Source organism: Candidatus Phytoplasma meliae, from assembly GCF_016876135.2.
Window position 1 is genome coordinate 1 of record NZ_JACAOD020000011.1, and the last position, 16,831, is coordinate 16,831.

At 26.5% G+C, this 16,831-nt stretch carries 12 protein-coding genes; all 12 read right to left on the reverse strand.

Features of this window, described 5'->3' with window-relative positions; genetic code table 11:
- Positions 1 to 879: AAA family ATPase (locus CHTY_RS03565; protein ID WP_246454092.1), on the reverse strand; the 879-nt coding region annotated here is incomplete at its 3' end.
- Between the two features lie 33 nt (positions 880 to 912).
- On the reverse strand, positions 913 to 2,829 hold the full coding sequence (locus CHTY_RS02475; protein WP_203552347.1) for an ABC transporter substrate-binding protein: 1,917 nt from the start codon (positions 2,827 to 2,829) through the stop codon (positions 913 to 915).
- Between the two features lie 251 nt (positions 2,830 to 3,080).
- The gene (locus tag CHTY_RS02480) at positions 3,081 to 4,040 is read right to left on the reverse strand and encodes a hypothetical protein (protein ID WP_203552348.1); all 960 of its coding nucleotides are present in this window, start codon (positions 4,038 to 4,040) and stop codon (positions 3,081 to 3,083) included.
- A 230-nt stretch (positions 4,041 to 4,270) separates the two neighbouring features.
- Positions 4,271 to 6,196 (reverse strand): threonine--tRNA ligase, encoded by a 1,926-nt coding sequence (gene thrS / locus CHTY_RS02485; protein ID WP_203552349.1) that lies wholly within the window; start codon positions 6,194 to 6,196, stop codon positions 4,271 to 4,273.
- Positions 6,197 to 6,341: 145 nt separating this feature from the next.
- Positions 6,342 to 7,289: a DHH family phosphoesterase gene (locus CHTY_RS02490; protein ID WP_203552350.1), complete on the reverse strand. Its 948-nt coding sequence runs from the start codon at positions 7,287 to 7,289 to the stop codon at positions 6,342 to 6,344.
- A 167-nt stretch (positions 7,290 to 7,456) separates the two neighbouring features.
- Positions 7,457 to 8,830 (reverse strand): tRNA uridine-5-carboxymethylaminomethyl(34) synthesis GTPase MnmE, encoded by a 1,374-nt coding sequence (gene mnmE / locus CHTY_RS02495; protein WP_203552351.1) that lies wholly within the window; start codon positions 8,828 to 8,830, stop codon positions 7,457 to 7,459.
- Positions 8,831 to 8,946: 116 nt separating this feature from the next.
- Positions 8,947 to 9,903, reverse strand: coding sequence for a DHH family phosphoesterase (locus CHTY_RS02500; protein WP_203552357.1), 957 nt, complete (start codon positions 9,901 to 9,903; stop codon positions 8,947 to 8,949).
- Between the two features lie 30 nt (positions 9,904 to 9,933).
- Positions 9,934 to 11,556: an extracellular solute-binding protein gene (locus CHTY_RS02505; protein WP_203552352.1), complete on the reverse strand. Its 1,623-nt coding sequence runs from the start codon at positions 11,554 to 11,556 to the stop codon at positions 9,934 to 9,936.
- The gene (locus CHTY_RS02510; protein ID WP_203552353.1) at positions 11,540 to 12,418 is read right to left on the reverse strand and encodes a carbohydrate ABC transporter permease; all 879 of its coding nucleotides are present in this window, start codon (positions 12,416 to 12,418) and stop codon (positions 11,540 to 11,542) included. The genes CHTY_RS02505 and CHTY_RS02510 overlap by 17 nt, the downstream gene beginning before the upstream one ends.
- A 31-nt stretch (positions 12,419 to 12,449) precedes the next feature.
- Complete coding sequence (locus tag CHTY_RS02515) at positions 12,450 to 13,385, reverse strand: carbohydrate ABC transporter permease (protein WP_203552354.1); 936 nt, start codon at positions 13,383 to 13,385, stop codon at positions 12,450 to 12,452.
- Positions 13,386 to 14,492 carry an ABC transporter ATP-binding protein gene (locus CHTY_RS02520; RefSeq protein ID WP_203552355.1) on the reverse strand — a complete coding sequence of 369 codons (1,107 nt, stop codon included), beginning with the start codon at positions 14,490 to 14,492 and terminating at the stop codon, positions 13,386 to 13,388.
- Between the two features lie 219 nt (positions 14,493 to 14,711).
- A complete protein-coding gene (asnS, locus tag CHTY_RS02525) occupies positions 14,712 to 16,130 on the reverse strand; it encodes an asparagine--tRNA ligase (protein WP_203552356.1) in 1,419 nt (472 codons plus the stop codon).
- Positions 16,131 to 16,831: the final 701 nt, after the last annotated feature.

A 16,831-nucleotide genomic window follows, 5' to 3' on the forward strand; every position in this document is an offset into this window, starting at 1 on the left:
ACTGCCGCTATTTCCGCTACCCCTTTTTCCTCCTAAAACATCGATTTCATCAATGAATAAGACACAAGGAGCATGATTTCTCACCTCTTCAAATAATTTACGAATTCGTGAAGCACCAACTCCGACATATTTTTCAACAAATTCAGAACCTGAAACGGCATAAAAAGGGACTCCCGCTTCACCCGCCACTGCTTTGGCAAGCAAGGTTTTTCCTGTTCCAGGTGGACCTTCTAATAAAACCCCTTTAGGAATAGAAGCACCAATTTGTTCATATCTTTGAGGTCGCTTTAAAAAATCAATTAATTCTTGCATCTCTTCTTTTTCTTCTTCGTTTCCAGCAACATTTACAAAAGAAAATTGTGATTTTGATTTAGATGAAATTTTGGGATTTTTATTTAATTTATCTGATGTTTTTTTGATAGAGCTGATAATGTAAAACATAAAAATAATACTAGAAAACAAAGGAACTAAACTTAAAATAAAATTAGATAAATGAAAATCGGTTTTTGGTTTTCCAATTTTAATATTGATATTTTGTTTATCCAATATTAAACTATGTATTTTAGAAAAAGTATAAGGATCTACGCGCGAATACCATATGTCTTTTATTTGTTGATTATTTTTATTTTTCACTTTTACCTCCACCCGAAACATGGATTGATCAAAAATAACAGAATGCTTTTCACAAAAAAACACTTCATCGATTAAATAATCTTCAGTTTTGATTTTATTAATTATTTCATCAGCTCTTTTGGGTTGGCCAGGAATTCTATTTTCAAATGTTAAATCAAATATTAACACAGATAAAAACAAAACAACAACCGCAATAAAAAAAAATTTTAATTTAAATATGTTTCGAAAAAAATAGTTATTGCTCATATAAATCACCTTATTTTTTGTCTATAATTATTTTCACAATGAATTTGATTCTGTGGTTAAAACAAAATATTGTAATTTAATAAAATCTAACGGTTCGTAATAATCAAAATAATCACTTGAAAGATGTTGATAAGCCATATATTTATAATTTTCAGATAAAATATAAATACTTTGATATTTGTCTATAAATTCATTTTTGATAAATTCTTCTAAAGTTTTGTAAAAATCAGATAAAATGTGTAAATGTTGTGAATTTGTGATTTTATGTTTCTGTTTTTGATAATTTTCAAAACATTGTTGAATTTGTTCTGCATTTAAATCATTAATTTGAGGCATTTGTAAATTTTGGGCTAAAACTTGTTTGCGTTCTTCTGTTGCGGAAAAATTAAAAATTAATTTATCAGATAAATTTGTTTTTTCTAATAAAGATAAATAAAAAGGTATTAAAGTTTGTGGGTTCTTTTCATAAAAAACATCAGTGATTAGCAAATCATAACTTTTTTGAAATTCTTCTAAAAAAACACCGGCTCTTTCGTTGAATGCAGCATTTTTAATATTAATTTCAATTTTTTTAAAATCATCTAAATTTAAAGCATTTTCCAATTCTTGTTTAATTGTATTAGCTATTTCTTTTTTTTGTAAATCATTCCCACAAATCACCAAATCCAAAATAATTAAATCTGTTAGAGGATTTAAATCTTTCCACGAAAGATAACTTTCTTGTAAAGTTTTTTTTATATCTATTATAATCGGTGATGGTGAATTCACCACTTCTGTTTGATTTAAGAAATTACTTTTATTGTTTATAGAGGAAAAACGAGAATTATTAATGATAATATTTTTTTGTTTCATGATTTGTTGTAAAACGTTTTTAAAACGATAATCTGATACAATAGAAGAAATTTCTTTTTTGAAATCTTTATCCATCATTAAATTAGCATCATGTCTTTGGCCTTGATTAAAAGCTAAAATAGTTATTTTATTTTCGGGAATGAGGTAAACATTCTGATATTCGTTTACTCCCGGAGCTTTCAATAATTCTAATTCATTTAATAATTTATTTTGAAAATCATTAATTTTTTCTTGTTCATCTTGATAAACTTTATAAAAAATATTTTGAATTTTTAGGTGATCGCCAAAAGACTTTCTTTTATGCAATAACAAACCTTTTTCAGGAATGTATTGATCAATAATATAATAACCATAAGAAATAAATGGGTTTTGAGGGGTGCCATAAGTATCAAAATTACTTTTTTTTTGTAAAATTTCATTAGGAAACCAAATAAGTTCATTCATCCATTTTATCATATCCATTAAAGAATTATCACAAACATATTCTTTTTCAAAAATTAAACTAAATGAAAAGGGATCTTTTGCGTCTTCTTCGAAAAAAATTAATTTATCATTTTGTAAAAATTTAGGATTATTATAATAATTCAAAGCTTTTTTTAATTTTAAAATCCAAAAATAAGATTTGTTTTCTGAAGACATTTTATTTTTGTCTTTATTTAAATAAGCTTTAATGCTGTTTTTAATAGTGTCTTTATTGATGGGTTCATTGTTTTCAAAAGTTAAATTTTTATTAATTGTAAAAGTGATGCGATTGATAAAAATGTTTTGAGCTTTTGCTAAAAAATCAACATTTTGTTCAAAATTAACTTCTTCTTCCCTATTGCCTGAATTTTGATATTTTAAACTTTGGCATATAGATGAAGAAATTTTTTGAGGAAAACAGTTAGAAGTAAATTTTTGTTCAGGAATGTGCTTAAAATCCGGCTCCACCTTGACAAAAGGGATTTTTAACAAATCCATAATTTCTTTTTGTATTTTTTTTTCATTATTAATTTTTCCACTAGAATTTAAATTTAAAATTGGATGTAAATGATAAGGCAAGGAATTAACAGCTTTTTTATAAGTATTTTCTGGGTTAAATTCAATTTTTGTATACAATTGTTGTATGTCTTTTTCATCTTTAGTCTTAAAACAAAAAAATAATATCAACGTTAAACATATAACAAAAATTAACAAAAACAATATTTTAATTTTAAAACGTTTGATGAAATTTTTAATATTGCTTGACATAAGGATTTCTTTTCTTATTATATTTTTATTTATAAAGTAAAACTAAAATTAGCTATTTTAAAAATAAACAAATTATTTTGGATTATAGTTCACTAAGAATCACAATGTCGCCAAAATTATTATTGTGGTAGTGCTGTGTTGTAAAAAATATGAATTTTGTGTTCATAATTTATTTTTGATTTTAAATCTTCTAAAGTTGGTGTTTCCGATGTTAAAGCTTGATTGTCGCCTTCAACATAAACCCCTAATAAATTAGAAGGGGGGTTGTTAATTTCCCAATCTGGATAAGAATTTTTACAAGCATTATAGCAAGGTGTGTGATTGCATTCTTCAGAAGATGTTGCTCTTTCCTCTATATCTGGGTTAATATTTTGTTTAATGTATTGATTCATTTCTTCAAAAGAATTGACATATATATTTGAAATAACATTCGCTTTCCAAAAAATATATATGTTTTGAGCACCATTAGACATTTGTTTTAGTGAATCCAAAGTATATTTAGGAATGGCATCACCTTCTTCATTATCTTCTTCATCGCCTCCTCTTTTTGATCCTCCGTCAAAATAAACAGCTAATAAATTTTGAGGAGCATCTTTGATGGGAGAACTAAACATTCCTGGTTGTATCAATATTTTAGTATGATTTGGTAAAGAAGTTGTACTAGTTATAGTTTTATCAATTGGGTTATATGCAGGGAAATCTAAATACGCAAAACTAAAAATTGGCTTATTTGGATCAGCAAGAATAATATTATCTTGTTGGAGTTGTGCTATGTATTTTAAAATAACATTATCTTTTATAAATGTTTTTATTTCATTTTTCATTTGCTGCTCATCATCATTTGAGGCAACTTTGATATTGTAAATATTTGGTGATGTTTTTAACATTGGATTCGAAGAAGATGAGGCACTATCGCCATGAGATTCCGCAGAGTTAGAAGGAGTTGTGATATTGTTATTTGTGCCTAAAAAACCAAATTTCCAAATGAGCATACTAAAAATCGTTATCAAAACAATAACTGAAAGCAGTATCCCGATTTTATACTTAATAATAAATTCTTTTATTCTCTTCTTATTCATTCTTCCTTTAACCCTCTCTAACAGTATTTTTATTTTTTTAATAACTATTAATTTCTATAATAAATAGCTATTAACTACAATTATACACCAAAAAAAAAAAAAAACAAGTTTTACGCTCACATAAACTTAATACCCGAGCAATTACCTTGTTTTTTTATATTTTGGATCACATTTCATGAAAACAAAAAAAGAGACTTACCAAAGTCTCTTTTTATTTTATATATTTAAAACTATCTTTTAATAGCAATTTGTTCCTTTAAAACAGCAATAAAATCTTTTATTTTCATTTCAATTTGAGTAGTTTTACCATATTGTCTAAAAGTAATAACATCTTGTTCCATTTCGCGATCACCAATCACGATTTGATAAGGGATTTTTAATTTTTGAGCTTCTCTAATTTTATACCTTAAAGTGGTTTCTTTAGCATTAAGTTCTACCCTCAAACCTTCAGATAATAAGATATCTTTAATTTTTTGAGTAAAATCTAAATGAACAGAGCAAGAAACTGGCATCAAAAGTACTTGTACAGGAGCTAACCACAAAGGAAACACCCCTTTATTCTCTTCTAATAAATGAGATAAAAATCTTTCCATAGTAGAAACAACCGCTCGATGAATAACCACAGGACGATGATGTTTATTATCAGTTCCAATAAAAGTAAGATCAAATTTTTGTGGTAATAAAAAATCTAATTGAATCGTTGATAAAGTTTCTTCATTTCCTAAAGCGGTTAAAACTTGAACATCCAATTTAGGACCATAAAAAGCAGCTTCTCCTACGGCTTCTTTAAAAGGTAAATGAAGTTCTTCGATAATCTCTTTTAAAATATGCTCAGAAGTTTGCCACATTAAATCATCATTAAAATATTTAGTTTTATCTTGCGGATCACGATAACTTAAACGAAATTCATAATTGAGAATATTAAAATCACGATATACTTCTAAAATTAAATTAATTATTTTTTTAATTTCTACTTTAATTTGATCTGGACGAACAAAAACATGAGCATCATTAAGTGTCATTTCACGAACTCTTTGCAAACCAGAAACCGCTCCTGATTTTTCAAAACGATGCATCATTCCAAGTTCGGCAATTCTTAAAGGTAATTCTTTATAACTACGAGGGATTTTTTTATAAATCATCATATGATGAGGACAATTCATAGGCCTTAAAACTAATTTTTCACCATTATCAAATTGCATTGCAGGAAACATATTTTCAGCATAATGTTGTAAATGTCCTGAAATTTCATAAAGCTCGGTATTGGCCATAATAGGAGTGTAAACATGATGATATTCATAACTTAATTCTTTATCAACAATATATCTTTCTACTAATCGTCTTAAAGTAGCTCCTTTAGGTAACCAAAAGGGCAATCCCAAACCAACCTCTTTTGAAAACATAAAGAAATCTAATTCTTTATTAAGTTTCTTATGATCACGTTCTTTTCTGTCTTCTAAAAGATTTAAATAAGCTGTTAAGGCTTCCTTTTGAAAGAAAGAAGTCCCATAAATACGCGTTAATGCTTGTTGCGACGAATTTCCTTGAAAATAAGAACCTGATATTTTTAAAAGTTTAAAATGCTTAATAAGAGAAGTTTTGGCAACATGACCACCACGACAAAGGTCAAAAAATTCTCCTTGACGATAAATACTAATCACAGCTTCTTTGTGTTTTTCTAATAAAATCAATTTATAAGGATTAGTTGCAAACAGTTGCTTAGCTTGTTCATATGAAATTTCTTCTCTTACAATAGGAAGGTTTTCTCCAACAATCTGTTTCATCATTTTTTCAATTATAGGAAAATCTTTAGGAGTAATAACTTGATTTCGAAAATCAATATCATAGTAAAAACCTTCTTTAATAGCGGGTCCAATAGTTAACAAAGCTTGTGGATAAAGCCTTTGAATAGCTTGTGCCATTAAATGCGCAGCACTATGATTTAATATTTCTAATACTTTCAAATCAGTTGGGGTTAAAATTTCTAAATCTCCATTTTCTTTTAAAGGATAGTTAAGTTCAATGGGATTTTGATTAAAAAAAGCTGCTACTGGTTTGTTCAAAGAAGTTGATAAATGTTCTTTCCAAATTTCAAAAGGAGTTATCCCAATATGAAATAAAGCTGTTTGATTCTTAAAAAAATTAATTTGAATCATCATAAAATCCTTTCTTGTCATAAATTATTATTTACACATATCTACTTATCGCTTATCAAAGTAATTTGACCTAATTAATACTTTTGGTATTTGTCAATTGTCAAAACTTGAGAGTTGTTAGCACGTTACAACGCCGACAACACTATTAATAAACTTGATGTTGTTTTAAAAACAAAGCTATTTCTTTTTGTAAATCATTAATAAATGGAAGGATATCAGAAACAGAAGGTAAAAATAAAGTACAAGCTCTTAAATGCCCTTTACCACCATATTTTTTCACAATATCATAAATTTGTGGCCCGTTAGAACAAATACGAACTTGAATTTCTTGATTATTTTTTTCTACAAAAAGAACATAAAAAGGATGATACTCTAAATTAGCTAAAATATCCATGGCTACAAAAGTTTCTTCAAAAGTTAAACCAAATTGTTTCATAATCTTTTGCGAAACAGAAACATAAACCAAATTCTTAACAGCAACAGTGTGTTGACAGACATATCCTTTATATTTCAATAAACTTAATTTTTCTTTTTTAATAGCTTTTTCAACTAAAGTAATATCAATTCCATACTTCATTAATTCTGATACTATCAGAAAAGTTTGACTATTAACCCTATTATACCTAAAATTACCAGTATCAGTGACTATTCCTATAAAAATAGCTAAGGCTCCTTTAAAAGTTAATTGTAAATTTAATCTTTCTTTTAACAAAAAAATCATCTCTGAGCAAGAAGCAAAAGAAGCATCAACCCATTGATAATCGCCATAATTTTGAATTAAAATATGATGATCAATGCGAATAATAAATTTACCTAAGCTAAAACGAGGATCACTAATACTTTCCTTTTCACCAGAGTCAACCACAATAACTAAAGCATTTTGATAAAGGGAATTGTCAATTTGATCAATCAAACCTAAAAAAGATAAATTGTCATTAGTTTCACCGACTGCATAAACTTTTTTTTGAGGAAAAGTATTTTGTAACATATTTTTTAAACCAAATTGAGCGCCATAACAATCGCCATCAGGATGCTTATGTCCATGAATAATGATAGTATCAAAAGCTTTAATTTTTTCTTGAATTAATTTCATATTTACCTCTTTTGAATTATTCAATATACTATTGAAACATATTTAGATTAAAAAATTGCTAATATTATCTTTATCTAGTTTAAAAAACTATTAAAAAAGTAAAAATATGATCCTATTAAATTAATACAAAAAAGGATATTATCTAAAAAGATAAATGATATATCACCTTATTTCCCTAAACAAAATTTAGAAAATAATTCTTTAATTAAATCATTTTCATGGTGATCACCAATAATAACGCCCAAAGCTTGATAAGCCTTAGTTAAATCAATAGCATAAATATCAATTGGCATTGATTGTTGCAACGCTTCTTTTAAATCTTGTAAAGCTTGATATGCTATTTGAAGTTGATCAATATGTCTAATATTAGAAAAATAATTAAAATCTTTTGATCGAATCACGTCTAATTGAAATTTTTTTAAAATAGCTTTTTGCAATTGTAACAAACCAGTTTTTTGCAAACTAGAAACTTTAATGATGTCTTTTGCAAGCCAAGATAATGAATCATCTAATAACATTTTCTTATCTACAAGATCATCTTTATTAGCTATTAAAATACGAGGATAATCTTTGGTTAATGTTAATAAAGTTTGGTCTTCTTCTTGTAAATGATCACTTTGATCCAACACTAATAAAATAAGTTCTGCTTCTACAAGCAATTGTTTCGTTCTTGCAATCCCTATTTTTTCAATAGGATCATCGGTTTGATGAATCCCTGCAGTATCAATTAAATGAAGGGTGATACCTTGACAATTAAAATAAGCATCCACAAAATCTCTAGTAGTTCCTGAAATATCAGAAACAATAGCTTTTTGTTCATTTAAAAAAGCATTTAATAAACTAGATTTTCCCACATTAGGACGACCAACAATTAAAGTTTTAATACCTTCTTTTAAATAACGTCCTCTATGAGAATGCTTTAAAATATCTTGTAATTGAGTGATTAAACTTGATACTTGAGGATCAATAATCTCTTTAGTCATAATTAAAGCGTCGTTATATTCAGGATAATCAATATTAACTTCAATTTGAGCAATCAAATTAAGAATTTTTTCTCGCAATGATAACACTAATTGGGAAGTTTGTTTTTGCAACCCAACTTGAGCAATTTTTAAAGCATTTTGATTAGTGGCATGAATTAAGTCCATAATAGATTCGGCTTGTACTAAATCAATTTTACCATTAAGATAAGCTCTTTGACTAAATTCACCAGGATGAGCCAATCTAAGATCTAAAGTTAAAATGCGTTCTAACACCATTTGAGTAATTAAAATGCCACCATGCGTACTAATTTCAATAATGTTTTCACCAGTAAAAGAATGAGGTTTTTTAAACACAGAAACTAAAACTTCATCTAAAACAGTTTGATCTTCATTTAAAATATAACCATGATGAATAGTATGAGATTGAGTATGAATTAAATTCTTGCCTTTAAAAATTTTATTAATTTCTGTAATAGCTTGATCACCACTAACTCTAATTACACTAATTCCCCCAGTGGCTAAAGGAGTGGATATAGCTGCAATAGTATCAAAAAACATTTTTTAACATTTAACCTTTCTGATGGTCTTATGGTTTTAAATTGTTAAGAAAAAGATAGCTTTTAAAATAATTACAAACCAAAAAAAGCAATTAATAACATAAGTTAACTATATGACTATTTTTTAAATTTCTTTTTGGGTTGAGCTTTAAAAACCCTAATAGATTCTTGAACCTTAGCTACAAAAAGAGGTATTTGATCTTTAGACTCCAAAGTGGCGCCACAAGCTCTTAAATGACCACCACCTTTAAATTGTTTAGCAATATTATTAATTTCAGGACCACGAGAACGAATGCGGACTCTTAAAGTGTGATCTTCTTGTTCCATGAAAAAAGCCCAAACAGGATAATTTTCTAAATGTCCTAAAATATTAACAAAACTAGCAGCAATATCAATATGTAAATTAAATTTTTTTAAAATTGCTTGCGAAATAACTAGATAAACAAAACCTTGGGAAGTAATAGCATTTTGATAAATATACGCTTTATAATGAAATAAAGTAATATTTTCTTTATGAAGGTGATAAAAAATTTCAGAAACATCAAGATCAAACGACAACAAAGAAGAGGCAGCTTTTAAAGTATATTGATTCACCCGGTCAAAACAAAAATTACCAGTATCAGTGACTATTCCGACATACATAGCTAAAGCCCCTTGATAAGTTAATTTCATATTAAATTTTTCTTTAAAGGCAAAAATCATTTGAGAACAAGAAGAGTAATTGGGGTCAACCCATTGATAATCACCATAGTTATCAACAAGCAAATGGTGGTCAATTCTAATAATTTCACGAGCTTTCTTAAATCTAGGATCGCTAATTTTATTTTCTTGACCACAATCTACTATAATTGCTAAAGCATTTTGATATAATGAGTCTTCTATTTGATCCATAACACCAACAAAAGATAAAGAAGGATTGCTTTCACCAACTGCATAAACTTGTTTTTGAGGGAAAGTAGCTTTAATAACTTCTTTTAAACCTAATTGGGCCCCATAACAATCACCATCTGGTTTAATATGACCATGAATAATGATGGTTTTAAAAGTTTTTATTTTATCATAAATAATTTGCATAATAATCCCTTTGCCATTTTTACATCTCATTTAAGAAAGAGCTTGCTCTTGAGCCAATTTAAATAATTTATCAATATTTTTATCAAGTTCTTTTTCTAAAAAACACTCTACTACTAATTTATTAACTACTATTCTTGCTATATAAGATCTTTGAAATACAGGAGAGAAAAAATAAACTGGTTGTTTGGTGTCGTATTCTTGTTTTCTTTCATCAAATATAAAACATAAAACTTTTTTTCTTAATAATTCTTTTTTCTCTTCTTGAGTTTTTGGTGTTTGGTCTTGATTTTTTATATCTGTTTTATATTTTTCTATTTTTTTTTCATCAACATAACCAGGACGCATCGGAAATGTACTTTTTTGTTCAAATAAAGCATTACTAGTGTCTTGAGACACTAAATGTTTTAAAAATAACCAAGAAGCAAGAACTTCATCTTTATCTTTTTTATAAAACAAATTAACATTAGCTCCTTGTTGTAAAGCTTTTCTTTGTCCACTAGATCCATTTTTACCCTGATTCCAGTAAGGACAAGCAGTTACTCCCACTTCAAAATTAGCTTTAGATAAATATTCAAACCCCTTAGAAGAATTAATATGCATTAAAATCTTTTGATCACAAAATAAAGAATCTATATATTTTTCACCAGATAGCAAATGAGTAGTTAAATAACCTTTATCAATGAAATCTTGTTTAAATTCTTTAATCATTTGTTTAGAATCTGAGTTATCAAAATAAACCCCTAACTTAGAATCACTATCTGGTTTTTCTACATATGTAATTTTTCTTTGTTCAGAAGACACAATAAATAAATTAGATTCAGAATCATAACAAATAGGAACTTTTTGGGGATCAATTTTTTTAATAATTTCACATAACCTTTTCATATCTTCCCATGTAATGAATTGTTTATTAATTTTACCTTGTTCATCAAATGGTTTAATTTTACCTTTGTCATCAATTAATTTTTTTAACTCATCTAAATCGCCTTTTTCAACGTTTTTATTATCTCTTAAAGATTTAAAATAAGTTTGATTATAAAACATTAATTCAATGGATTTATAAAAAGGTAGGGAGTACCATTTTTTGGCTTTGTCCTTTCCCTCTCCTAATGTAATTTGTGATTCTTCTTCAAAAAGAGGGTAAAAATGTTCCTTTTTTTCATCTTTTTCATCAAATAATTTGATATCTTCATTCCTGCTTTCAATAAAATCATCCAAAGGAACTAATTTACCTGATTCATAAAAATTGACTAAAAAATCAGGATAAGAAACAATTAAATTAGGTTCATTATTAGCAGGAAGAGCAATATTAATGTTTTTATCAATAGCACCCCAATTGCCTTTAAATTCTTCTTTAACCGTAATATTAGGATATTTTTTATTAAACTTATTAATAATTTCTTGTAAAAAGACTTTATTAGTAGAATCCGCTTCTAAGTGATGCCAAAAAACAATAGTAATGTGTTTGTCTTTGAATTGTTGCCATTCATTTGAATGAATATCGCTATATTGAGTAAGAGTTTGTGTTAATTCCTTTTCATGCATCTTTCTTAAATCTTGAGCATTAGTTTTAGGAAATAAAACTATAATACTTAAGATTAAAAAGCAAGTCACAAAGAAAATAATAATTTTAAATTTATCCTTTAATACCACTATTTAATTTCCCTTCTAAAATATATTTTTTACAAAAAAGAAACAGTAAAATCAAGGGAATAGTAATCACAACAAGAGCTGCCATTTGTTCATTAATTAAATTTTGTTTTTGTTCAGAATCATAAAAAATTCTAATTTCATTAGTAAGTAATTTAGCACCTACTAATTGAGGCCATAAATAAGCGTTCCAAGCAGCAACAGCTCTAAAAATAATAATATTAATGAGATTCCCTTTTAAAAGAGGAATTAAAATTTTACGTAAAAATTTAAAATCATTACTACCATCAACTTTAGCTGATAAATATAATTCTTTAGGAATTTTGTGAATATTTTGCATTAATAAAAAAATGTGAACAAAATTAATTAAAAAAGGTAAAACTAAAGCTAAATAAACTCCCCCTGGAATAAGGGAACCTTGACCAGGATTGACTAAGCCTAAACGTGCAACAGTTTTGTAATTAATTAAAAACATACTCTCAGTTGTAATCATAGTAGTTACTAAAAAAACACCAAAAATAATTTTTTTGGTTTTAAACTCTAACAAACTTAAGGCAAAAGCAACAATAGCAGAAATTATAACCCCTAAAATAGTAGAAATACCAACTACTAAAATAGTGCTTACAAAGCGAGAAAAAAAATGAAATTTACTAGAAACAAAATTAACAAAATTTTGCAACGTAAACTCTTTAGGATACCAAGAAATATCTGAAGAATTAGATTGCAAAGCCACATTAAGCATCCAATAAAAGGGCAAAACTAAAAAAAGAGCAATCAAAAGCAAAAAAAGATATTTTAAAAAAAGAAAAACATATTTAGGAAAATGTTCCTTAAAATGACAAAAATCAATCTTTATTTTATTCATATTAATTTAATTTATTACCTACTACCCAAACCTAATATTTCTTGGATTTATTTCTTTGAGGATAAAAAAGAAAATTCACAATAGTGAAAAAAATAGATATTAAAAGCAAAATAATGGTAGCAGCCGCAGCCTTAGCATGAGCATCAGTAAGAGGATTTGATAATTGATCATAAATATATCCAACAATAGTATTAACTTTAGATTCATGAGGACCAAAAATACCAACAACAGATTCATATTCTTTAAAAACCTGAATCATAGTAATAATTAGTTGATAAAAAATCATAGGTTTTAACAAAGGAAGAGTAATTTTTTTTAAAATAGTCATTTTAGAAGCGCCATCAATGCGAGCAGCATCATAATAATCTTTACTAATATTTTTAAAACCAACACTAAAAATTAAAATTTGAAAAGGGAGAGTACGCCAAACAACATAAAGAATTAAAACAAACATTTTATGAGAATAACTACTAGCAGCACTAATCCAATCAGCTTTTAAACCAAGCATTTGATTAAATAAACCTTCAGAACTATTTTTAAAAGAATAAATATTGTGATAAAAAAGGAAAGCAAAAACCATCCCCATTACCACCGAATTCGTCAGATAAGGAAGAAAAAAAACAATTTGAAAAAATTGTTTCAAAAAACGTTGATAAACACTATTCAAAGCCAAAGCTATGATAAAAGATAAAAAAATAGAAAGGGGGACTGCAGTAAAAACTAATATAAAAGTGTTTAAAAGTGTTTTTCTAAAATTAGGATCTACAAAAATTTTATGATAATTTTTGAAACCAAAAGAATAAGAAAAAACATCAGAAAATTTATTATAACCGCCATCTAAAGAAACAAAAATAGTTTTAATTAAAGGAAAAAAATTAAAAATTACCAAAAGAATTAAAGCTGGAGTTAAATAATACCAATGTTTATATTTCAAATAATTACAACGAACTTTTTGTAATACAGACATTTAAAAAATCCTCTTCTCAGTTTTGGGATCAAAAAGAAAACATTTTTCTTGTTTGATTTGAAAACGAAGTTTTTGTTTAGAAATAAATCCTTTAGGGAAAATAATATCTTTACTATTTTCATCAAAAGCAAGACGAAAAGTATTGGAAATAACTTGAGGATGACGCGCTAACAATAATAAATCTCGACCGATATTTTCTAAAAAAAGAGACTCTATTTCAAAATTACCTTTTTCAGAAAACCAATAACCTTCAGGTCTAATAGCCACTAATAAAGCTTGATTGAAGGTTTTTAATTTGGGATTATCAGAAAAATCAAAAAGCAAAGAATTACCAATATAAACTTTTCCTAAAATAATTTTGCCATGAAAAATAGAAATAGGTGGATTACCTAAAAATTTGGCAACAAATAAATTACAAGGATTAGCATACACTTCTTGAGGATGTCCTTTTTGTTGAATTTCTCCTTGATTCATCAAACAAATTTCATCACTAATCAACATGGCTTCTTCTTGATCGTGAGTTACAAAAATAGCAGTAATCCCTGTTTTTCTTTGAATACGTCGAATTTCTTCACGAGTTTTCAAACGCAAGGCTGCATCTAAATTGGATAAGGGTTCATCTAATAACAAAACTTGAGGTTTTTTAACTAAAGCTCTGGCGATTGCAACCCGTTGTTGCTGTCCGCCTGATAATTCACTAGGTTTTTTGTCTAAATGTTCTTCAATGCCAACTAATTGAGCAATTTCTTTTACTTGACATTCAATTTCTGAAGGGGAGATTTTTAAATTTTCCAAAGGAAAAGCAATATTTTGTTTCGCTGTCATATGTGGATATAAAGCATAATTTTGAAAAACTAAACCAATCCCTCTTTTTTCTATCGGAACATCAGTAACATCTTGTTCTCCAAAAAAAATTTTACCAGAAGAAATGTCATGAAGTCCTGCAATCATATAAAGAGTAGTTGATTTACCACAACCCGAAGGACCTAAAAGACTAATTAATTTTCCTTTAGGAATATCGATATTAATATTATTAACAGCATAAGTTTCTTTTTTAGTTTTTTTATCAATAAAAACCTTAGAAACTTGCTTTAATGTTATACCCATTATTTTTTTATTCCTTTATTTTTTTGTATATAATTTCTATAATTTGAGTATTATTACATTTGATTTTATAAATTTATTTTATAAATCTTTAATATTCTATTGTGATTATGTTGGGTTTTACATTTGTATGATCGTAACTTCGTAATTTGATTATAAAAATTATAATTGGCAAAATTTATTTAAACTTTATTAATACTTGTGTTATAATTATAAAAATCATTAAAAAACAAGATTATTATAAGTTCTTGGAAAAGCAATGACATCACGAATGTTATCCAAACCTGTTAACAAAAGCAATAACCTTTCAAAACCTAAACCAAAACCAGAATGAATACAACTACCAAAACGTCGTAAATCCAAATACCATTGTAAATCTTTTTGAGAAATTTTCATTTGTTCCATTTTAGCAGTTAAAATTGATAAGTTTTCTTCTCTTTGAGAGCCACCAACAAGTTCACCAACGCGTGGCACTAAAAGATCCATTGCTGCTACTGTTTTTTGATCAGGATTATTTTTCATATAAAAAGCCTTAATTTCTTTAGGCCAATCAATAATAAAAACTGGTTTTTTAAAATATTGTTCTGTTAAATATTTTTCATGTTCCGTAGCCAAATCAACACCATAAGAAATTTTATTTTCAAAATTAATATCACTTTTTTGCAAAATTTCGATAGCCTCTTGATATTTAACTACAAGAAATTCCTTTTCTTGAGTAATATTAGTTAATTCTTCAACTAAACCTTGTCTTACATTTTGATCTAAAAAAGCCACATCTTCTTTATTTTTTAATAAACATTCTGTAATAACTTCTTTGAGCATTTCTTGTACAATTGTTAAAGTTTGAGGTAAATCATAAAAAGCCATTTCTGGTTCTAACATCCAAAATTCAGCGGCATGTCGTGGAGTATTTGATTTTTCAGCTCTAAAAGTGGGTCCAAAAGTATAAACTTTATTCAAAGCTAACGACATAGCCTCAGCTTCTAACTGTCCTGTGACTGTTAAAAAAACTTTTTTACCAAAAAAATCTTGATGATAATCTACTTTAAATTTTTCATCTTTTAATAAATTTTCTAAATTAAGGGAAGTTAATTGGAACAGTTCTCCAGTTCCTTCACCATCATTAATAGTGATAATAGGAGTATTAACATGCAAAAAACCTTTTTTATCAAAAAAACGATGCAAAGCTAAAAAAGCCGTACTACGAATTCGAAAAACAGCTCCAAAAAGTTTTGTCCGCGCCCTTAGATGAGCTACTTTTCTTAAAAAAGAATTAGAATGTTTTTTAGGTTGAATAGGATAAGCAAAATCACTTGACCCTAACAAAGTAATATTTTGAGCTAAAACTTCAAAAAAATTTTGATTATTTTTACTTTCTTTTAAAAAACCTTCAATTTTCAAAGAAGCTCCTATTTGTAAAATTTCTTTTAATTTTTCAAAATTAATCTGTGATGCGTCATTTGATTCCAAAAATTCTTTTTTACAAACAATTTGTAAATTTTCTAAAAAAGTACCATCATTTAATTCGATAAAAACTAAATTTTTTTGATAACGACAATTCCTAATCCAACCATTAACTATAATTCTTTTTTGTAAAAAAGAATCTGGTTTATGAAAAATATTTTTAATAGAAGCTTCCATTTGGCTCAACCCTTTGATTTAATTTTTTATTTTTTTTGAAACTTGTAATAATAATTTGTCATTTCATTATATTCATTATTATTTGACATTTAACAATTTAAAATGAAAAAGCATGAAAGTGAAAAAATGATTTTTTTAATTCTTTTGTTTGTAATTTCATAATTTGGCAATTCGCAATAAAAAAAATGAAAAATATCGAAAAAAATCATTTGAGATATTTAGATATTTGAAAATATTGCTCAAATATTTGTATATAATAAATTGATTTTTAGGTTTTAAGTTGTCAATTATTTTAATTTTAGGATTGCAAAAATTATTTTTTTAACTTACTTAATAGTGTTTATTTTAAAGTATAAAAAAGTTAAAAAATAATAAAAATATTATATAAAATTACTAATAGAAAAATATAATGAAAAATAACGTAATAATAGCAACTTCCACCCTTGTAAACTTGTAAAATTTTTAAAATCTAAATAAAACTAGTTGAAAGATAATAAAATAAGGGGAGAGATATAAAAATCATATAAATATATTGTCCTTAAAATAAATTAAACAGACAATAAGTAAATAAAAAACTTGAAAAAACATAAAAGATTTTTTTAAAAAACAATTACAAGGATATTTTAACATTTTTCAATCTATTTTTGAAAATATTTTAAAAATAAAATCATAAATAAATATTAATCAAAAATAGGAAAAAT